The sequence below is a fragment of the Blastococcus sp. SYSU DS0541 genome (assembly GCF_054050875.1).
In genome coordinates this window covers 49,438-68,778 of sequence record NZ_JBJHAD010000007.1, presented here as the reverse complement: position 1 = coordinate 68,778, position 19,341 = coordinate 49,438, and the positions used below count along the sequence as shown (strand labels likewise).

General features: G+C 75.5%; 23 protein-coding genes and 1 riboswitch. Of the genes, 10 read left to right on the top strand and 13 right to left on the bottom strand.

The features are described 5' to 3' along the window. Positions 1-2: 2 nt before the first annotated feature. From ACI794_RS09880 to ACI794_RS09870, 3 genes are all read right to left on the bottom strand, one after another. Entirely contained in the window at positions 3-626 is a 624-nt protein-coding gene (locus ACI794_RS09880) for an ECF transporter S component (protein WP_456603385.1), read from the bottom strand. After that, a riboswitch (TPP riboswitch) is annotated at positions 624-727 on the bottom strand. It overlaps the preceding gene by 3 nt. A gap of 100 nt (positions 728-827) precedes the next feature. Beyond that, positions 828-2,123 carry an Nramp family divalent metal transporter gene (locus tag ACI794_RS09875; protein ID WP_456603384.1) on the bottom strand — a complete coding sequence of 432 codons (1,296 nt, stop codon included), beginning with the start codon at positions 2,121-2,123 and terminating at the stop codon, positions 828-830. A 99-nt stretch (positions 2,124-2,222) separates the two neighbouring features. Beyond that, positions 2,223-2,942, bottom strand: coding sequence for a Mut7-C RNAse domain-containing protein (locus ACI794_RS09870; protein WP_456616283.1), 720 nt, complete (start codon positions 2,940-2,942; stop codon positions 2,223-2,225). Between the two features lie 108 nt (positions 2,943-3,050). Between ACI794_RS09870 and ACI794_RS09865 the strand changes: the two genes are divergently transcribed. Beyond that, a complete protein-coding gene (locus ACI794_RS09865; RefSeq protein WP_456603382.1) occupies positions 3,051-3,854 on the top strand; it encodes an SDR family NAD(P)-dependent oxidoreductase in 804 nt (267 codons plus the stop codon). A gap of 16 nt (positions 3,855-3,870) precedes the next feature. After that, positions 3,871-4,362 (top strand): GNAT family N-acetyltransferase, encoded by a 492-nt coding sequence (locus ACI794_RS09860; RefSeq protein WP_456616282.1) that lies wholly within the window; start codon positions 3,871-3,873, stop codon positions 4,360-4,362. Here the strand turns inward: ACI794_RS09860 and ACI794_RS09855 are convergent. From ACI794_RS09855 to ACI794_RS09830, 6 genes are all read right to left on the bottom strand, one after another. Further along, complete coding sequence (locus ACI794_RS09855; protein ID WP_456616338.1) at positions 4,346-4,789, bottom strand: rhodanese-like domain-containing protein; 444 nt, start codon at positions 4,787-4,789, stop codon at positions 4,346-4,348. The genes ACI794_RS09860 and ACI794_RS09855 overlap by 17 nt on opposite strands. A gap of 78 nt (positions 4,790-4,867) precedes the next feature. Then, positions 4,868-5,554 (bottom strand): alpha/beta hydrolase, encoded by a 687-nt coding sequence (locus tag ACI794_RS09850; protein ID WP_456603379.1) that lies wholly within the window; start codon positions 5,552-5,554, stop codon positions 4,868-4,870. Continuing rightward, positions 5,551-5,760 (bottom strand): hypothetical protein, encoded by a 210-nt coding sequence (locus ACI794_RS09845; protein ID WP_456582132.1) that lies wholly within the window; start codon positions 5,758-5,760, stop codon positions 5,551-5,553. The genes ACI794_RS09850 and ACI794_RS09845 overlap by 4 nt, the downstream gene beginning before the upstream one ends. A gap of 40 nt (positions 5,761-5,800) precedes the next feature. Continuing rightward, complete coding sequence (locus ACI794_RS09840) at positions 5,801-6,814, bottom strand: NADP-dependent oxidoreductase (protein ID WP_456603378.1); 1,014 nt, start codon at positions 6,812-6,814, stop codon at positions 5,801-5,803. Between the two features lie 57 nt (positions 6,815-6,871). Continuing rightward, positions 6,872-7,270 (bottom strand): ArsR/SmtB family transcription factor, encoded by a 399-nt coding sequence (locus ACI794_RS09835; RefSeq protein ID WP_456603377.1) that lies wholly within the window; start codon positions 7,268-7,270, stop codon positions 6,872-6,874. Further along, positions 7,271-7,927, bottom strand: coding sequence for an SRPBCC family protein (locus ACI794_RS09830; RefSeq protein WP_456616281.1), 657 nt, complete (start codon positions 7,925-7,927; stop codon positions 7,271-7,273). Between the two features lie 138 nt (positions 7,928-8,065). On the opposite strand from ACI794_RS09830, the gene msrA reads away from it, so the two are divergent. The 6 genes from msrA to ACI794_RS09800 all read left to right on the top strand — a co-directional run bounded on the left by msrA (position 8,066) and on the right by ACI794_RS09800 (position 14,327). Further along, on the top strand, positions 8,066-8,719 hold the full coding sequence (gene msrA / locus ACI794_RS09825) for a peptide-methionine (S)-S-oxide reductase MsrA (protein ID WP_456582128.1): 654 nt from the start codon (positions 8,066-8,068) through the stop codon (positions 8,717-8,719). A gap of 94 nt (positions 8,720-8,813) precedes the next feature. Beyond that, positions 8,814-9,731: a haloalkane dehalogenase gene (locus ACI794_RS09820; protein ID WP_456603375.1), complete on the top strand. Its 918-nt coding sequence runs from the start codon at positions 8,814-8,816 to the stop codon at positions 9,729-9,731. Between the two features lie 8 nt (positions 9,732-9,739). Then, entirely contained in the window at positions 9,740-10,870 is a 1,131-nt protein-coding gene (locus tag ACI794_RS09815; protein ID WP_456616280.1) for a class I SAM-dependent methyltransferase, read from the top strand. A 119-nt stretch (positions 10,871-10,989) separates the two neighbouring features. Beyond that, the gene (locus tag ACI794_RS09810; RefSeq protein WP_456616279.1) at positions 10,990-12,573 is read left to right on the top strand and encodes a methyl-accepting chemotaxis protein; all 1,584 of its coding nucleotides are present in this window, start codon (positions 10,990-10,992) and stop codon (positions 12,571-12,573) included. A 184-nt stretch (positions 12,574-12,757) separates the two neighbouring features. Beyond that, on the top strand, positions 12,758-13,777 hold the full coding sequence (locus ACI794_RS09805) for an anti-sigma factor RsbA family regulatory protein (protein WP_456603372.1): 1,020 nt from the start codon (positions 12,758-12,760) through the stop codon (positions 13,775-13,777). Between the two features lie 46 nt (positions 13,778-13,823). Continuing rightward, on the top strand, positions 13,824-14,327 hold the full coding sequence (locus ACI794_RS09800; protein ID WP_456603371.1) for a MarR family winged helix-turn-helix transcriptional regulator: 504 nt from the start codon (positions 13,824-13,826) through the stop codon (positions 14,325-14,327). Between the two features lie 12 nt (positions 14,328-14,339). Here ACI794_RS09800 and ACI794_RS09795 read toward each other — a convergent pair whose 3' ends face one another. From ACI794_RS09795 to ACI794_RS09785, 3 genes are all read right to left on the bottom strand, one after another. Further along, positions 14,340-16,181, bottom strand: coding sequence for a diguanylate cyclase domain-containing protein (locus ACI794_RS09795; RefSeq protein WP_456616278.1), 1,842 nt, complete (start codon positions 16,179-16,181; stop codon positions 14,340-14,342). Positions 16,182-16,249: 68 nt separating this feature from the next. Then, positions 16,250-17,260 carry an ATP-dependent DNA ligase gene (locus ACI794_RS09790; protein WP_456582121.1) on the bottom strand — a complete coding sequence of 337 codons (1,011 nt, stop codon included), beginning with the start codon at positions 17,258-17,260 and terminating at the stop codon, positions 16,250-16,252. 108 nt (positions 17,261-17,368) lie between these two features. Then, entirely contained in the window at positions 17,369-17,890 is a 522-nt protein-coding gene (locus ACI794_RS09785; protein WP_456582120.1) for an NUDIX domain-containing protein, read from the bottom strand. 38 nt (positions 17,891-17,928) lie between these two features. On the opposite strand from ACI794_RS09785, the gene ACI794_RS09780 reads away from it, so the two are divergent. Continuing rightward, positions 17,929-18,414, top strand: coding sequence for a DnaJ family domain-containing protein (locus ACI794_RS09780; RefSeq protein ID WP_456616277.1), 486 nt, complete (start codon positions 17,929-17,931; stop codon positions 18,412-18,414). 16 nt (positions 18,415-18,430) lie between these two features. On the opposite strand, the gene ACI794_RS09775 is transcribed toward ACI794_RS09780, so the two are convergent. After that, a complete protein-coding gene (locus ACI794_RS09775; RefSeq protein ID WP_456616276.1) occupies positions 18,431-18,961 on the bottom strand; it encodes a hypothetical protein in 531 nt (176 codons plus the stop codon). 196 nt (positions 18,962-19,157) lie between these two features. On the opposite strand from ACI794_RS09775, the gene ACI794_RS09770 reads away from it, so the two are divergent. Then, on the top strand, positions 19,158-19,325 hold the full coding sequence (locus ACI794_RS09770) for a hypothetical protein (RefSeq protein ID WP_456616275.1): 168 nt from the start codon (positions 19,158-19,160) through the stop codon (positions 19,323-19,325). Positions 19,326-19,341 lie beyond the last annotated feature (16 nt).

Below are 19,341 nucleotides of genomic sequence, written 5' to 3'. Positions count from 1 at the left end.
CGTCAGACCCGCTCGCGGCCCGACGCGAAGGCGCCGAGCGCCCCCGTGCGGGCCAGCGCACGCACCAGCAGCAGGCCGACGACGCCGGCCAGCAGCACGCTGGAGAGCACCGTGAAGACGGTGTACGGCACCTGGAAGGTCAGGAAGCCCAGTTCGCTGTAGTAGAGGACGTTGTCGAGGACCGCCGTCGACAGCCCCGCGGTGACGCCGGCCAGCAGCGCGGTGCCCCAGCCGAAGCTGCGGTAGCGGGTGAGCAGGAAGCCGAGCTCGGCCCCCAGACCCTGCACCAGGCCGTAGACGACGATGATGCCGCCGTAGGGGGAGCCCATCAGCAGGCTCACCGCGGCAGCGAGCGTGGAGGCGAACGTCGCCGCCCCGGGCTTGCGCACCAGCAGCCCGGCGACCACGCCGGGCATGAGGTAGACGCCGTTGAGGACCGCCGAGAGCGGCGGGAAGAAGTCCAGCGGCTCGGCGAGCACGCCGAACACCAGGTTCCAGGCCCAGAAGACGACGCCGAAGGCGACGCCCAGGACGGCGGTGACGACGATGTCGACGGTGCGCCACCGGACGGCGGGGCGCTCCCGCCCGGTGTTCGCGGACGACGGGCGGACGGCCGGTTCGGCCATGTCTTTCCTCCAGACTCCCTGCGCCGGCATGACCCGGATCAGGTTCGAGGGTCTGCGGTGTCCCGCACTCTCAGCGCCGAAGCGCTCCCCTGCTGTTGATGGGTGTTCAGTTGTGCCACCGAGCGTAGACCACCGCGATCATGGCGCGCAGACCACGGGCGGGCTGGATCCCGTGGTCCCCGCGCCATGATCGCGGAGGGCCTAGCCGAAGAGCAGGCCGCCGATCAGGTGGGCGTTGAGCCCGATGATCAGGACGGCGACGACGCTGCCGGCCACCGTGGTGGTGCGGCGGTTGACCCAGCCGCCCATGAGGTCGCGCCGGCTGGTCAGCCACAGCAGCGGCACCAGGGCGAACGGGATGCCGAACGAGAGCACGACCTGCGACCAGACCAGCGCCGTCGTCGGGTCCCCGCCCAGCACCAGCACGGCGAGCGCCGGGGCCAGGGTGATCAGCCGGCGGGTGAGCACGGGGATGTGCCGCTTGAGGAACCCCGCCATGACGACCTGCCCGGCGTGCGTGCCCACCGAGGAGGAGGCGAAGCCGGAGGCCAGCAGCGCGAGGGCGAAGGCGAGCGCGGCGCCGGTGCCGAGCTGGTCGCCGAGCCCGGCGTGCACGCCCTCGAGGCTGTCGACGCCGCTGTCGCTGGTGAACAGCTGGGCGGCGATGACCAGCATCGCGGCGTTGACCAGGCCGGCCACCCCCATGGCGAGGAGCACGTCGAGCCGCTGGGCGCGCAGCAGCCGGCCCCGGCCCTCCCGCGTGCGGCCGGCGGTCACGGCGTCGCCGTAGCGGCCGGGGGTGAGGGCCGAGTGCACGTAGATCACGTGCGGCATCACGGTGGCGCCCAGGATGCCGGTGGCGAGCACCACGCTCTCGGCGCCCTCGAAGGAGGGGACCATGCCGTCGGCCAGCCCGCCGGGGTCCACCCCGGACCCGAGCAGCGTGTATCCGAAGCCCAGCCCCACCACGAGCAGCAGCCCGGTGATGACCCGCTCGAACGGCCGGTACCCGCGGGACTGCGCGGCCAGCAGCAGGAAGGCGACCGCCGCGGTGATCACGCCGCCGATCGGCAGCGGCACCCCGAAGAGCAGGTACAGCGCCACCGCACCGCCGACGATCTCGGCCAGGTCGGTCGCGATGGCCACCGCCTCCGCCTGCAGCCACAGCCCCCAGGTGACCGGCCGGGGGAAGCGCTCGCGGCAGAGGGTGGCCAGGTCGCGGCCGGTGGCCAGCCCGAGCTTCGCCGTCAGCGACTGGATGAGCATCGCCATGAGGTTGGCCGCGACGATGACCCACAGCAGCGTGTACCCGAACGCCGCGCCGCTGGAGAAGTTGGTCGCGAAGTTGCCGGGGTCGACGTAGGCGACGGCGGCGACGAAGGCCGGGCCGAGCATCGTCCACAGCCGGCGGCGGGCCGGATCGGTGCGGGGGGTGCGGTGCGCGGGGGCGCGGAGCGTCGTCGGCAGGACGGCGGCCTCGGTCTTCGACAGGTACACGGCGGGCCTCGCAGGCTGATCCGGGGCGGGGTGGTCGCCTGCTTCCTGCCCGCCCCGCGTGTCACGCCGGGGCCGACCCGTGGCCCCCTGGGGCCAAGGTCAGCCTTGCCTGTCCCGGCACGTCCGCCGGGCGCGCTGGACGAGGGCGTCGATGCGGGCGGCGTGGGCGCCACGCCAGTACACCCGCCCGCAGGCGGCGCACCGGGAGAACTCCTCGTGGCTGCGGCGGGTCCCCGGCTGCAGCTGCTCGGCCACCTCCTCCTTGGGCACGTGCTGGAGCACGCCGTTGCAGGCCGTGCACCGGGTGAGCGGGGCCGGTGCCGGGGCGAACCGGTCGAGGACGTCGGCGAGCTGGGCGTCGGGCCCGGCGCCGCGCACGAGCGCGCCGTGGGTCAGCGCCCGCCGCATGAGCAGGCCCCGGTCCTGGGTGAGCAGCACCCGGTCCTCGGCCGCCGCCCGCGCGACCAGCCCGGGGTCGTCGGCGTCGTTCGACCACGCGGCGTCGAGCCCGAGCAGCCGCAGCCGCCGGGCGAGGGCGCCCAGCCCGACGTCGAGCAGGAAGCCGCCCGGCGGGACGGCGACCGGCCGCGGCACCGGGTCGACCCCGACGACCGCGCCGGGGCAGACGCGTCCGGAGGCCGTAGCCGCGGCGCCGTCCACCCGGATCGCCCCCACCTCGGTCAGCGGGATCCCGGCCGCCTGCACCAGGTGGCCCACCGTCGCGTCGGGGTCGAACGGGAGCGGGCGCTCGCCGGCGGAGCGGTATCGCGGGGCCAGCAGCCACCGCAGGTCCGGGGCCGGCCGCACGTGCACCTGCACGGGCGGGGGCTACCCCCACGGGACCGCTGCCGACACGCGGCCAGGAGTGCGCCCGTGCGGATCTGGGCACGGGGGTGCCGTCCGCCGTTCGTACCCCGTGGAGGTCCCGTGTCCGACGCAACGCCCCGACCCCTCGCCCTCGTCACCGGTGCGTCCAGCGGCATCGGGCTGGAGCTGGCCAAGCAGTTCGCCGAGCACGGGTTCGACCTCGTGGTCGTCGCCGAGGACTCCGAGCTGGACGCGGCGGCCCTGCAGCTGCGCCAGCGCGGGGCCGCGGTCTCGCCCATCCGGGCCGACCTGACCGTCCGCGGGGAGGTCGAGAAGGTCGTCGCGGCCGTGCGCGGCTCCGGCCGGCCCCTGGACGCGGCCGCCCTCAACGCGGGCGTCGGCGTCGGCGGGCGGTTCGTCGAGACCGACCTCGACGCCGAGATCGGGATGGTGGAGCTGAACTGCATCTCGACGATGCACCTGGCCAAGCGGGTCGCGCAGGACATGGTGGCCCGCGGGGAGGGGCGGATCCTGTTCACGTCCTCGGTGGCCTCGCAGGCGCCGGAGCCCTTCCAGGCCGTGTACTCCGCGACGAAGGCGTTCGTGCAGTTCCTCGCGCTCGGCCTCCGCGAGGAGCTCACCGACACGGGCGTCACCGTCACCGCTCTGCTCCCCGGCCCCACGGACACCGAGTTCTTCGACCGCGCCGACCTCACCGACACCAAGCTCGGCGCCAGCGACAGCAAGGACGACCCCGCGCTGGTGGCCCGCCAGGGGTTCGAGGGGCTGATGAAGGGCGAGACCTCGGTCTTCGCCGGCTCGGTGAGCAGCAAGCTGATGGGCCGCCTCTCGGCGCTCATGCCCGACTCGATCGCCGGCAAGAGCCACAAGCCGATGACGGCCCCGGGTTCGGCGGAGGGGTGAGCCCCCGATCGGGATCATGATCACGGCGGGACCGCTGCAGCCGTGCGAGCTGCCGGTGGGCGGCTCGCTGCTGCGGCCCTGGCGCGAGGACGACGTCGACGTCCTCTGGCAGTCCCGGGACCGGGAGATCCGTGGGTGGAACGGCGGCGTCATCGCCCCGCGCACCGATGCCCTGGTGCTCCTCGGCCGGCGGATGGACCATCGACCGGCTGCAGGCGACGCGCAGATCGGCTCCTGGACGGTGCCGGCGGCGCGCGGCCGCGGGCTGGCCGCCGCCGCGGTCGACGCCGTCTGCCGGTGGGCGTTCGCCGCGCTGCCGGTCGACCGGATCGAGCTCTGCCACGCGGTGGATGACACCGCCTCGCGCCGGGGCGCCGAGAAGGCGGGCTTCATCCACGAGGGCCGGCTGCGCCGCTGCTTCCGCTACGGGGACGGCCGCACGCACGACCAGCTGCTGTGGGCTCGGCTGGACGACGACCCGGCGCAGGCCCTCAGCACCCGCAGCTGACGCCGGGGGACGGGGCGGTGAGCGGGTCGACGGCGGGCCGGTGCACACCGTCCGGCCCCGCCACGGGCAGGCCCTCCCGGGCCCAGTACTCGAACCCGCCGATCATCTCCCGCACCCGGTAACCCAGCAGCGCCAGCCGGAGCGCTGCACGGGTGGCGCCGTTGCAGGCCGGCCCCCAGCAGTAGGTCACCACCGGGACCGCGGGATCGAGCTCGGCGGGCGCCCGGTCGGGGATCTCGGCGCCCGGCAGGTGCACCGCGCCCGGCACGTGCCCCTGCTCCCACGCCGCGGTGCTGCGGCTGTCGACCAGGACGAAGCCCGGCCACCCCGACTCGAGGGCGGCGTGCACGTCGCTGACGTCGGTCTCCACGGCCAGCCGGCGGGCGAAGTGGGCGGCGGCCTCGGCGGGGTCGGTGCTCCAGTCCATCACCGGGCCGACGCTAAGGGCCTCCGCCCGAGCGGACGAGGTCCGGTCCTGCCGACGACCGCAACGGACCTGCCCACCTCAGAGCGGGACGCCCAGCCCCTCGGGTGCCGGGCGGTCCAGCGCTCCGGCGAGACCGGGCGGCAGCGGCGCCAGCCCCGTGCCGGCGAGGACGACGTCGCGGGCGAACCCGTGCCACCGGTGCGCCGACCGCAGCATGCTGTGCCCCCCGGCGATGGTGAACCGCGCGACCCGGGCGCCCGCGTGGTGGGCCCGCACCGCGAACTGCGCCGAGAGCTGGGCGGGGACCCAGCGGTCGCCCCGGCCGTGCAGGATCGCGACGGTGCGGTCGCGCAGGTGGCCGACCGGCTCACCGGGCGGCGTCCAGGGCGCGAGGGCGCAGACCGCCGCGACGCCGTCGTGCCCGCCCGCGCGCAGCGCCGCCCGGCCGCCCATCGAGTGCCCGACCAGGACGACGGGCAGGTCGCCGTGCTCGGCGCGGATGCGGTCCAGCGCCCACCGGACGTCGGCGTAGGCGTCGGCGGCGGCCCCGTTCCAGCCGGCCACCCGGTAGCGCAGCAGGCAGGTGGTGAGCCCCCGCTCGGTGCCGGCGGCGGAGACGAACTGCTCCATCGCGCGCATGCGCACCAGCGACAGCGCCCGCTCGCGGGGCGGCTCCACGCTGGCCACCGTCCCGCCGTGGCAGAACAGCGCCACCGCGGCGGGCCGGCCGGTCGCCGGCCGGGTCTCCAGGGCCGGCTCGGTCACGCCCGGCGTGATCGGCGGCCGCCGCCCAGGGTCGCCCGGGCCCGGTCACCCAGGTCACCGGCCTTCAGCAGGGCGTTGCTCACGGTCGACGGCCCGCGGCGCCGCTCGAGGGCACGGCCCAGCCGGCGCAGCAGGCCGGTGGCCAGCGGGACGAGCACGGTCAGGATCAGCCACATGCGCAGCCGGCGGGTGAGGAAGAGCCACATGCTCCCTGCTCTGCCCCGTCCCGCCCGGCGGGAACCGGCGTCAGTCGGCGAGCTTCACCACCATCTTGCCGGTGTTCCCGCCGCGCAGGAGGTCGAGGAAGGTGTCGACGGCGTTCTCCAGGCCCTCGCGCACCGTCTCGCGGACGACGAGGTCCCCGGAGGTGACCATCCCGGTGACCTTCGTCGTGAACTCGTCCCGCAGGTCGGCGTGGTCGCCGACGATGAACCCGCGCAGGCTGAGCTTCTTGGTGACCATCATGAACATGTTGCGCGGCCCCGGCGCCGGCTCGGTGGCGTTGTAGCCGGAGATCGCGCCGCACAGCGCGCCCCGGCCGAACTGGTTGAACGCGCCGATGGCGGCCTCGAGGTGCTCGCCCCCGACGTTGTCGAAGAACACGTCGATGCCGTCGGGCGCGGCACCGGCGAGCAGCTCGGCCACCGGGCCGTCGTGGTAGTCGAAGGCGCGGGTGAACCCCACCTCCTCGGTCAGCCAGCGCACCTTCTCCGGCGTCCCGGCGCTGCCGATGACCGCCGCGGCGCCGAACAGCTTCGCGAACTGGCCCACCAGGCTCCCGACCGCGCCCGCGGCGCCCGAGACGAAGACGGTGTCGCCCTCCCGGAACTCCGCGAGCCGGAACAGCCCGGCCCAGGCGGTCAACCCGGGCATCCCCAGCACGCCGAGGTGGTAGCTCGGCGGGATGCCGGGCAGCTCGGGCAGCACCCGGACGTGCGCGGCGTCGAGGACGGCGACGTCGCGCCAGGCGGCGTCGGCGAGCACGAGCGCGCCCTCGGGGACGGCGGGCGAGCGGGAGGCCACGACCCGGCCGACCGCGCCGCCCCTCATCGTCTCGCCGATCTCCCAGCGGGCCGCGTAGGACTTCCCGGAGTTCATCCGGCCGCGCATGTAGGGGTCGACGGACATCACCAGCATGCGGACGACGACCTGCCCCTCGGCCGGGTCGGGGTGCTCGAGCTCCACGAGCCGGAAGTCGTCGGGGGTGGGCTCACCGTGCGGGCGGGCCGCCAGCTGCCATTCGCGGGTCGTGATCGGCATGCGGCCCATCCTGCCGGGCGGTGGGTGCGTGCGCCGACTGCGACGAGCTCGTGGTGATCAGCCCGCCCGATGGCCACCGGGGTCGTCGCTCTCCGCGGCCCCCGGTATCCCCGGCACCGTCCGCCGGGCCCGCTGCCCCCGGGCCACCTCGGTCGCCAGCGCGTCGAGGGGCTGCGCGAAGGCGGCCAGGGGATCGGCCAGCGCCACCAGCCAGGCCTGGGCCGCCACGACCCCGGCCGGGTCGAGGGCGTACAACCGGCGGGTGCCCTCGGCGCGCACCGTGACCAGCCCGGCCTCCCGCAGCACCCGCAGGTGCTGGGAGACGGCGGGCTGGGAGATCGGCGCGGTCCGCTGCAGGCCCGAGACGATCGCCCCCGCCGGCTTCTCCCCGGTGGAGAGCAGCTCCAGGATCTGCCGGCGGGTGCGGTCCCCCAGCGCCTCGAAGGTCCCGTTCACTCAGCTCCCGGCGGCATCCTCGGACGGCGGGGTCGTGTAGAACGCCACCGTACGGTCGGCCGCCTCGCGCGCGGCGGCGGGGTCGTCACCGTCGGCGGCCGCGGCCTCGGCCCACCCGGCGGCCGCCCGGCGGGTGAACTCCGCCCCCTCGGGCGTCAGGGTGAACGTCGCCGCGAGCTCGGGGTCGACCGGGCCGCCGCTCTCCAGGTGCAGGCCCAGACCCATGAGCGCCAGGTCCCAGCCCACGCCCACCGCCCCCGGCCCGAACTGCGCCCAGAACTCCGGGTCCACCGGCGCCTCGTGCACCAGCTCGAGGGTGGTGCCGCCGTCGGACGGCGCGAGGTGCACCCGCAGCCAGGAGACCGTCCCGCCGAACTCCCAGGTGACGGCGAACGACTCGGGCTCCTGGCAGCTCTCGACCACCCCGCCGGCGTTGCCCTCGAGCTGGTAGCGGCCCCCCGGGCGCAGCTCCCCGCTCACCGGCAGGAACCAGCGGGGGAGCCGCTCGGCGTCGGTCAGCGCGCCCCAGACGTCGGCGCGGGCGGCCCGGTAGGTGCGCCGGGCGACGGCGATCCGCGTCGGGGCGCCGCCCCGAGAGCCGGTGCGCACCTCACGGGTGACCAGGCCGGCCGTCGAGACGGGGTCGATGGTGGTCATGGCGTCCCTCTCTCCATAAGCATCAACTTATACAAGGACCGTAGCGCCGCACCCGGGCCCCCGGCAAGGCCTGCGCGCGCCGGCGGACGCCCTGCTGCGGGCGGGATCGGTGTTGCACGACCGACCTAGAGTGGGGTCATGCTCTTCTCCCGGTCCAAGACCCAGCCGGTGTCGGCCGAGGACGCGCTGCCGGGCCGCGCGCAGCCGCTGCCCCACGTCCCCGAGACGCACGCCGTCAACGGCAACCGCATCCAGCCGCCCTTCCCCGAGGGCATGCAGACCGCCGTCTTCGGCGCGGGGTGCTTCTGGGGCGTGGAGAAGGTGTTCTGGCAGCTGCCCGGCGTCTACTCGACCGCGGCGGGCTACGCCGGCGGGCACACGCCCAACCCGACCTACGACGAGGTCTGCTCGGCGCGGACCGGGCACACCGAGGTCGTCCTGGTGGTCTTCGACCCGGCGGTGACCTCCTACGAGCAGCTGCTCAAGGCGTTCTGGGAGGACCACGACCCGACCCAGGGCATGCGGCAGGGCAACGACGTCGGCACCCAGTACCGCTCGGCGATCTACTACGCCTCGCCGGAGCAGGAGAAGGCGGCCCTGGCCACCCGCGACGCCTACCAGGAGCGGCTGAAGGCGGCCGGGTACGGGGAGATCACCACCGAGATCGCGCCCCTGGGCGAGTTCTTCTACGCCGAGGACTACCACCAGCAGTACCTCTACAAGGTGCCGAACGGCTACTGCCCGGTGCACTCGACCGGCGTCTCCTGCCCGGTGGGACTGCCCGGCGTCTGAGAGAGGACCCCTGCCCCCACCACTCGCAGGCTCGTGGCGGGCCTTGCAGTGGGGCCGTTCCAGCACGTCCCCCACCGCCGGTAAGACTGGGGGTATGGAGACCCTCCGCACGCCCGACGAGCGCTTCGCCGACCTGCCCGACTTCCCGTACGAGCCCCGCTACGTCGAGGTCGACGACGGCGAGGGCGGGCGGCTGCGGGTGGCCTACGTCGACGAGGGCCCGGCCGACGGCGAGACGGTGCTCCTGCTGCACGGCGAGCCGTCCTGGTCGTTCCTCTACCGCCGGATGATCCCGGTGCTCGTCGACGCCGGCCTGCGCGTCGTGGCGCCCGACCTGGTCGGGTTCGGCCGCTCCGACAAGCCGGTCTCCCGCGACGACTACAGCTACGCCCGGCACGTCGGGTGGATGCGGCAGGCGCTGCTCGACGAGCTCGACCTGCGCGACCTCACCCTCGTCTGCCAGGACTGGGGCGGGCTGATCGGGCTGCGGCTGGTCGCCGAGAACCCCGACCGGTTCGCCCGGGTCGTCGTCGCCAACACCGGCCTGCCCACCGGCGACCAGAAGATGAGCGAGGCGTTCCTCGCCTGGCAGCGGTTCTCGCAGGAGAGCCCCGAGTTCCACATCGGCCGCATCGTCGGCAACGGCACCGTCGGCGGGCTCGCCCCCGAGGTGGTCGCGGCCTACGACGCCCCCTTCCCCGACGACCGGTACACCGCCGGCGCCCGGCAGTTCCCCGCGCTGGTGCCGACGTCGCCCGACGACCCGGCGGCCGCGGCCAACCGCGCGGCCTGGGAGGTGCTGATGAGCTGGGAGAAGCCGTTCCTCACGGCGTTCTCCGACGGCGACCCGATCACCGGCGGGGGCGAGCGGGTGTTCCAGAAGCTGGTGCCCGGCGCCCGCGGGATGGCGCACACCACGCTTGCCGGCGGCGGTCACTTCCTGCAGGAGGACGTCGGCCCCGAGCTCGCGCGCGTCGTGGCCGACCTGGTCGCCGCCACGCCCCGCCGCTGAGGGCCGGCGTGGCGCTCGGCACCGACGAGGTCCTCGGCGCGCTCCGGCGCACCCCGGACGTCGAGGCCCCCGACCTGGTCGCCGTCGACGCGACCGACCGGCTGCTGCTCGACCTCGCGGCCGACCTCGTCCCCGGCTGCGGTCCCGATGAGGTCGCCGTCGTCGACGACTCCTACGGAGCGCTCGCCCTGGGGCTCGCCGCCCGGCACGGGCTGACCGGCGTGCGGGTGGGCCAGGACCTGCTGGTGGGGGAGCGGGCGCTGGCCGCCAACGCCGAGCGCGTCGGCCTCCCGGGCCGCCACCGCTCGCTGCCGCTGGGTCCCGGGCTGGCGGCGGGCGCCCGGGTGGTGCTGGTCAAGGCCCCCAAGGGGCTCGACGCGCTCCGGGAGATCGCCGAGGTGGTCGCCGGGTCCGCGGCCCCGGACGTCACCGTCCTGGTGGGCGGCCGGGTCAAGCACATGACGCACGCGATGAACGACGTCCTCCGGGACTCGTTCGACGAGGTGCAGGCGAGCCTGGCCCGGCAGAAGTCCCGGGTGCTGGTGGCCCGCGGGCCACGGTCGCGGCCGACGTCCTTCCCCCGGCGCCAGGAGCACCCCGACCTCGGCCTGACCGTCTGCGCCCACGGCGCCGCGTTCGCCGGGACGAAGGTCGACGTCGGGACCCGCGCGCTGCTGCGGGCGCTCCCGGAGATGGCCCTTGACGCGCGGACCGCCGTCGACCTCGGCTGCGGCACCGGCGTGCTGGCCGCGCTGCTCGCGAGGAGCCGGCCGGAGCTCCGGGTCCTGGCCGTGGACCAGTCCGCCGCCGCCGTCGCCTCGGCCGTGGCGACGGCGGCCGCCAACGGTGTCGCCGACCGCATCGAGGTGCGCCGCGACGACGCCGGCGCGACCGTGCCCGACCGCTCGGTGGACCTCGTGGTCTGCAACCCGCCGTTCCACGTGGGCGCGGCGGTGGTCACGACCGCCGCCGACCGGCTGTTCGTGGCGGCGGCCCGGATGCTGCGGCCCGGCGGCGAGCTCTGGACGGTCTACAACTCGGCGCTGCGCTACCGCCCGGCGCTCAACCGGGTGGTCGGGCCGACGCGGGTCACCGGGCGGGACCCGAAGTTCACGGTGACGGTCTCCGTGCGCCGCTGAGGCGGGCGGGGCGCGAGTGGTGGCTGGCGTCACGGCCCGGCATCGGTACGCCCCTTCGGGTTGATCCCCACCTCCGCGGCCCGACCACGGGAGGGAGGGATCCGACCGAAGGAGTTTCGATGACCGGGCGACTGCGCCGCGTGAAGGTGAGCACCCGTCTGATGACGCTGGTGCTCGTTGCGGTGATCGGGATGGCGACGATCGCCGTGATCGGCGCGCTGCACGTGCGCGCGACCATCGAGGAGGAGCAGCGCAACCAGGCCCGGGTGGCGGTGGAGGCCGCGCTGGGCGTCGTCGCCCACTACGGCGAGCAGGAGGCGGCCGGCGAGCTGACCCGTGCGGAGGCCCAGGCGGCGGCCGCCGCCGGGATCCGCGGGCTGCGGTACTCCGGGGAGGAGTACTTCTGGATCAACGACATGACCCCCCGCATGGTCATGCACCCGATCAAGCCCGAGCTCGACGGTCAGGACCTGTCGGCCAACGAGGACCCCGACGGCAAGAAGCTGTTCGTGGAGTTCGTGGAGGTCGTCGAGGCCGAGGGCAGCGGCTTCGTCGACTACCTGTGGCCCAAGCCCGGCGAGGAGGAGCCGCAGCCCAAGATCTCCTTCGTCACCGGCTACGAGCCCTGGGGCTGGGTCATCGGCTCCGGGATCTACGTCGCCGACCTCGACGGCGCGTTCCGCGCGGAGTTGGTCGCCATGGCGCTCTGGGCGGTGCCGGTCAGCGTGCTCATCGTTGCCCTGTCGCTGGTGGTGTCCCGGAGCATCAACCGGCCGCTGCGGGAGATGACCGAGGTGCTGAGCACCGGGGACCTGCAGCGCCGCCTCGACGAGGGCGCCGGCCGGACCGAGCTGGACCAGCTGGCCGCGGCGGTCAACACCACGCTGGGGCGGGTCTCCGGCGTCGTCAGCGAGGTCGGCCAGGCCTCGCAGATGCTCGAGGAGGCCGCCCGCACGCTGTCGTCGACCAGCGAGTCGATCGCCGGCACGGCCGACCGCTCGCAGGTGCAGGCCGAGGACGTCACCCGCGCCACCCGGGAGGTCAGCAGCGGGATCGAGGCGGTCGCCGCGGGCGCGGAGGAGATGGGTGCGTCCATCCGGGAGATCGCGCACAACGCCGCCGAGGCCGCCCGCATCGCCGGCAGCGCCGTCTCGGCCGCGGAGACGACGACGGCGACCGTGGCCAAGCTGGGGGAGTCCTCGGTGGAGATCGGCAACGTCGTGAAGGTGATCACCAGCATCGCCGAGCAGACGAACCTGCTGGCGCTGAACGCCACGATCGAGGCCGCTCGTGCCGGGGAGGCCGGCAAGGGCTTCGCGGTGGTGGCCAACGAGGTCAAGGAGCTGGCGCAGGAGACGGCGAAGGCCACCGAGGACATCGCCAAGCGGGTCGAGGCGATCCAGACCGACACGGGCAGCGCCGTCCGGGCGATCGGCGGTGTCACCGCGATCATCGCGGAGATCAACGACTACCAGACGACGATCGCCTCGGCCGTCGAGGAGCAGACCGCCACCACCAACGAGATGAGCCGGTCCATCGGGGACGCCGCCGAGAGCGGCCGGTCCATCGCCGGCACCGTCGCCGAGGTCGCCCGTGGCGCCCAGGAGACCTCCACGGGGGTCGCCGCCATGCAGGCGGCGGCGGACGACCTGGTCCGCATGTCGGGCGAGCTGCGGAGCGTGGCGGGGGCGTTCCAGAACTGACACCGCCGGGCGGGCGGTGGGGTGCGACCCCACCGCCACCCGGTGTGCCCGGGGTGCGGCGAGCGACCCCGAGGGGTGAACACGCGGCGTTCGCCGCGCCCTCCTGCAGGACGTGGCCGACGATGTCGCAGAATGCTCAACCAGTCGGCCGGGATCGCTCCGGTCCGAGGCTGCGGGAGACCGGATGGCGCGGGTGATCGGCGAGGGCGTGGCTGCGGCCGCCGTTCCGGCCCATCCGGCTGCCCGGCCGGAGCCGACGGTCCCTCCCGGCGGCGTCTCGCACGTCGCCGCGCTGGTCGGTTCCGACGACGAGCTGCTGGCCGCGACCCTGCCCTACCTCGAGGAGGGGCTGCGCGCCGACGACCTGGTCGTGCTCTCCTGCCCCCCGGCGACGACGGCGCTGATCAGCGGGGCGCTCGGCGAGCGGGCCGGGGCCGTCGAGCAGGACGCCCGGCTGTGCCTGCTCGAGGCGACCGTGCCCGACGCCGTCGCCGCCAGCCACGACCTCGTGCGGCGGGCGCAGGGCACCGGCTCGGGGCGGCTGCGCTTCGCCGGGCAGGTCCGGTTCGGGCCCGCGCCGCGCAACTGGCGGGAGGGCCTGCGCTACGAGGCCGCCGTGAACCTGCTGCTCGCCGCCCGGCCGGTGTCGGGGCTGTGCCTGTTCGACCGCCGCGAGCTGGCCCCGGAGGTGCTGGCCGGCGCGGCCGCCACGCACCCCTGGCTGCTCACCGGCAGCGGGCTCACCCCGAGCGAGGCCTTCGAGGAGCCTGCCGACTACGCCCGGCGGCTGCCGGTCCCGCGCGAGCCGGTGGAGGACGTCGCCCCCGCGCTGGCCGTGGACGACGCCCCGTCCCTCGTCGAGCTCCGCCGGTTGCTGCGGTCGGTGATCCACGCGCACGTGCCCGATCCGGACCAGGCCGCCGACCTGCACTTCGCCGCCAGCGAGATCGCCAGCAACGCCTTCCGGCACGGCGCCCGCCCGGTCTCGGCACGCGTGTGGGCCGACGGCGAGCGGCTGGTGTGCGCCATCACCGACCAGGGAGGCGGCACCGACGTCCCCTTCCCGGGTTTCCGCCCGGCGCACGGCGTCGACCTCGCCCAGGGCGGCATGGGGCTGTGGCTCACCCGCAAGCTGTGGGACCACGTCGACCTCCTGCCGGGTCCGGAGGGTTTCACCGTCCGGCTGAGCTCCCGGCTGCGGTGATGCGCGCCGGTCCGGCGGAGCGGTCCGGGCCGTTACGGTGAGCGACGTGGAGGATGCCGTCGACCTGATCCTCGAGCAGTGGGCCCGGGAGCGTCCGGACCTCGACTGCTCGCCGATGGGGATCGTCGGGCGCATCACCCAGCTCCAGCGCGAGGTCCACCTCGCCCAGCGGGCCACATTCGCCCGCCACGGCCTCGACGCGCCCTCCTTCGACGTCCTGGCGGCCCTGCGGCGGGCCGGGGCGCCCTACCAGCTCACGCCGACCGCGCTCATGCGCACGGCGCTGGTCACCTCCGGCGCGATCACCCAGCGGCTGGACCGGCTGGAGGAGCGGGGACTGATCACCCGCGAGCGCAGCGAGGCCGACGGGCGGGCCGTCGTCGTCACGCTGACCGACGCGGGGCGGGCCGCCCTCGACGCGGCGCTGCCCGACCACCTGGAGACCGAGCGGCGGCTGCTGGAGGCGCTGCCGTCGGGCGACCGGGAGCAGCTGGCGGACCTGCTGCGCCGCCTGCTGGTCAACCTGGGCCGGGTGCCGCAGCAGCCCTGACCCCCGTGCGGGTCAGGGCAGCGCCTCCTCGACCGCGCCCAGCAGGGCGCGGGAGTCCTTGCCGGTGCGCTTGGCGGCGTACATCGCGGTGTCGGCGCGGTGCAGCAGCTCCTCGGCCGTGCAGCCGGCGCCCCCGAGCGCGCCGCCGATGCTCGCGGTCACGGTGATCGTGCGGGACCCCACCCGCACCGGCTCGCGCAACGCGGTCAGCAGGCGGTCGGCGACGTCGCGCAGGCGGCTCCCGTCGGCGTCGGCCAGCAGGAGGGCGAACTCGTCGCCGCCCAGTCGCGCGACCACGTCCTCGCCTCGCACGTCGGCGGAGAGCCGGGCGGCGACGGCCAGCAGCAGCTCGTCCCCCGCGGCGTGGCCCAGGGTGTCGTTCACGGCCTTGAAGTCGTCGACGTCGACGAACAGCACCCCGGGGCAGGCGCCGGGGTCGGCGTCGGCGGTGGCGGCGGCCAGCCGCTCGTTGAAGGCGGTCCGGTTGAGCAGCCCGGTGAGCGGGTCGGTGGTGGCCTGCCGGCGCAGCTCCTCCTCGAAGAGCTTGCGGTCGGTGACCTCGCGGAAGTTCACCACCCAGCCCTCGATGCCGACGGCGTCCACCCGGCCGCTGATGCGCATCTCCACCCAGCGGGTGCCACCCGAGCTGTGCTGCACGCGGATGTCGGTGTCCACGACGCCGGAGCCGCCGCCTGCGGTGCGGCTGGCCGCGGAGACGGCGGCCTGGAGGCGCGGCTGGTCGCGGGGATCGGCCAGTGAGATGGCGTCGCGCCCGACGTAGTCCGCCGGGGGGCGACCGAGCAGCGACTGGACCGCCGGGCTCATGTACGCGACCGCGCCCGCGGCGTCCACGATGGCGATGACGTCGGCGGCGTTCTCGAGCAGGAGCTGGAGGCGCTCCTCGCTCTCGGCCAGCGCCGCCCGGGTGCGCTCCCGCTCCCGGCTCAGGGCGAACAGCCGCCACAGGGCCAGCCCGGTGAGCAGCGTGCTGCCCGCACCCAGGAGGTGACCGACGGCACCGTGGTCCACCGTCCACAGGACCAGCACGGCGGGGTTGACGAGGAGGACGGCGCCCACGGCGACCACCCGGCCGAAGGTGGTGTCCCGGCCGGGGGCGGCGCCGGGGCCGAGGGCGGCGACCGAGGGATGCCGCCCGGCCAGGCAGAGCGCGGCGAGGGGGAGGAGGGAGACCGGGTCGAGCACGGCGGAGGCCCGCGGCGTGGAGCCGGTGAGGATGGCGCCGCCGTACGCGGCCACGGCGAACGCGGCTGCGGTGAACAGCGCCGTCGTGGTGACCGTCCGGCCGCGGGTGAGCGCCAGCGGCACGCAGACGACGAGCAGGACGGCGGTGAGCAGCGGCGTCCCGACGTTGACCTCGACCAGGTCGGCCCGGTGCGCGTGCCGGTCCCCCTGCACGGCGAGCAGGATGAGGCCGGCCGCCAGCAGGAGGGTGAGGGTGTCGGTCCAGGACGCCCAGTCGCGGCGCCGTCGGCCGCCACGGACCACGCCCACGGCTCCCAGGCCGACCGCCACGTAGGCGGCCACGTCGAGGACCGACTCCAGCGGCGCGCTGATGCCGGGGGCCACGCCGGCCAGCGCGGCGACGTCGGCGATGCAGCTCAGCGCGAAGAGGGCGAGCCCGGCCGCCAGTCCCGACCAGGCGACGACGAGCGGGGTGCGGTGCCGCCTCAGCGCGGTCAGCACCCCGGCCAGTCCCAGGGCGTACAGGACGATCTCGGCGGCCGGGCGCCACGGCCCGTCCGGGACGACGGTGACGACCAGCGCGATCACCAGCACGACCAGCGCCGCGTGGAGCCAGGCGGCGCGGGCGGTCGGGGTGTCGGGGCCGGTCACGCGAACCCATCGGCACGGGGACCGCGCTCCTTGACGACCCCACCCACACGAGGGGGGCCCGGTGCAGGTCAGACGCCGGGGAGGTCCTCGGGGCGGAGGTCGGGGCGCACCCGGACGAAGCGCAGCGGGTGGCGGAACACCCCGGCCTGCAGGGCCGCGTCGGCGCTCACCTCGACCACGGCGGTCGGCTCGACGCGGGTGAGGGGCACGGCGAGGCGGCCGCCGCCGAAGCGACCGGTGCCGATGCGCTCGGGCCAGGGGTGGTCCGGGCCGGCGGGGCGCAGGACGGCGGCCAGCTCGGCCGACTGCGCGGGGGAGAGCGGGCTGCTGCGGCCCACGACGACGAGCTCGCCGTCGCGGTACCGGCCGGCCACCAGCTGGCTCGGCCGCTCGACCGGGCCGATGACGCCGCCGGCCAGCACCTCGGTCGTCTCCCAGCTCTTGACCTTGAGCCACTCGCGGCGGCCGGGGGCGTACCGGCTCGCGGCCCCCTTCACGACCAGGCCCTCCACGCCGGCCGGGCGGTAGTCGTCGAACCACCGCCGCGCCTCCGCGGGGTCGGCGGTCACCGGCGAGAGCTGCATCGGAGGGGCCCAGCGGCCGGCCAGCTCCTCCAGGGCGGCCCGGCGGCGGGTGAAGGTCCGGCCGCGGAGGTCCTCCCCGCCGGCGGCGAGCAGGTCGAAGGCGACGTAGGAGGCGGGCGCGGCGGCGACCTGCGCCGCGATGCGCCCGGGGGAGGCCACCATGCGCCGCTGCAGGAGCCCGAAGTCCAGCCGGTCGTCGTGCCACACGACGACCTCCCCGTCGACGACGGTCCCGGCGGGCACCTGGGCGAGCGCGGCGGCGGCGACGTCGGGGAACCGGTCGGTGAGGTCGCGCCCCTGCTTGGACCACAGCCGCGTGGAGCCGCGGTCGCGCACGACGACCAGCCGGTAGCCGTCCCACTTGGGTTCGTACCGGCACCCACCGCTCAGCGCGGGCGGCGCGGGGATGTCCCGGACGGGCTTGGCCAGCTCCACGGCGACCGGCCCGGCGAGCTCGGGCGGCAGCGCGGGCAGGCCGGGCACGGACAGGGGCACCCGGACAGCCTGCTGGTGGGCGGGGCGTCGCGCACGCCGGCGGGAGCGGGTCACACCCGTTCGAGGGCCGGTCACCACGGTGCGTCGCGGCGCGGGCGCGGCGGGCCTTCAGCGGAGCAGCAGGAGGGCGTAGGCGGCCAGGGAGGGCCCGTCGGTGAAGCGGCCGTCGCGGATCATGGCCCGCAGCTCCTGCTCGGGCACGAACGCCGACACCATGTCGGCCTCGGTCACCTCGCGGGCGGTGGGGCCGGCCGTGAGCTCCGTCGCCAGCCAGACGTCGAACTCCTGGGTGCAGAGCCCCGGCGCCAGGTCCAGGTGCCCCAGGTGGGTCAGGGCGCCGGCGCGGAGCCCCGTCTCCTCGGCGAGCTCCGCCCGGGCCAGCTCCTCGGCCGAGCCCTCCGCGCCGTGCGTCCAGGTGCCCTGCGGGAACTCCCAGGCGCGGCGGCCCAGCGGATGGCGGTGCTGCTGCACCAGCCAGAAGCCGTCCCGCTCGGCGGGCAGCACGAGGGCGAAGTGGGGCCTCTCCACCACGCCGTAGATGCCGCGGGATCCGTCGGCGCGTTCCACGGTGTCCTCCCGCACCCGGATCCACGGGTTGCGGTACACCTCCCGGCTGCTCGTCGTCCGCATGGTGGCGAGCCTGGCAGATACGTGGACCATGGACGGCGATGACCGAGCGCAAGCCGCCCGGGGTCTCCTTCGAGACCTGGGTGGACACCCAGATCGCCCGCGCCCGGGAGCGCGGTGACTTCGACGGCCTGGACGGCGCGGGCAAGCCGATCGCCGGCCTGGAGCGCGAGACGACCGCGTACGACTGGGCCGTCGCCAAGGCCCGTCGCGAGGGCATCGAGACCGCGGAGATGCTGCCCCCGGGCCTGGCGCTGCGCCGGGAGCGGGACGTGCTCCCCGAGCGCGCCGCCCGGCTGGCCACCGAGGAGGCCGTGCGGGCGCTGGCCGAGGACTACAACGCCCGCGTCGAGGCCTTCTGGCGCACCCCGCAGCCCAGCCGTTGGTCGCCGGTGCCCGGCCTGGCCGACGTCGAGGCGCTGGTGGAGGGCTGGCGGCTCGCCCGACCCGCCCCGGAGCCGGAGCCGGCGGCCGCCGAGCAGGCCGCGCCGGCGGTCCGGCGCCGCTGGTGGCGCCGGAGCGGCTGACCGGCGCGGCACGCGGTCAGCCGGTTCCGACGACCTGGCCGACGGCCTCGGCGACCAGGTACGGCTCGCCCTCGAACCCGGCGAGGGCGTCGTCGTCCAGGTCGACACCGAGGTCCTCCTCGGCCGTCGAGGGGGAGAAGGTGCCCTGGACGGTCCCCGAGACCTCCAGCTCCATGCCCTCTTCCACGCCCTCGGCGCCCTGCGGGGCGAGCACCAGGAGCGGCGGCAGTCCCACGTCGTCGAAGCCGGCGATGGTGAAGGCCACGGGGCTGCTGACGGCCTCCACCGACGCGGAGACGACGACGTCCTCGCCGAGGAACTCGTCGATGACGTCGCGGAACCGGGTGTCGTAGGCACCCTCGTAGGCAGGCTCGCGGTCGCCCTCGGTGTAGTCGAAGCCCTGGTCCTCCGCGGACCCCTCCCCGATGGAGGTGCTGGTCTGCTCCTGCTCGGTGGCGTCGTCCCCGCAGGCGGCGAGCGCGAGGGGGGAGAGGGCCAGCGAGGCGGCGGCGGCGACGGTGGTGAGCGGGCGGAGTGGCAGTGACACGGTCGGTCCTCCTAGCCGGTGTTCCGGGGGTGGCTTCCCCTGCGTGCGTCCCCCCAGGCCTTTCCGGAGCGGCTCGGGCTCACGCGCGTCACGGCGGACCGTCGTCCATTCGTCATGCGGCGTCCGCTCCTGGCGGAACCCGCGTCGGCGGTGCCGGGCGGGGGTAGGGGCCGGACCACCCGACGAGGAGGTCCGCATGACCGAGGTACCAGGCACCGACCGCGACGAGGCCCGCGAGAACGTGGTCGAGGAGACGCCGATCACCCCGGACGGCGTCGAGCAGGACACGTCCACCGGGGGCGACGAGGGCCAGTCCGGCGACCAGGCCAAGCCGGAGGCCGGGACCACCGACCCGGGGACGTGAGCCGGGCGCGTCGCTC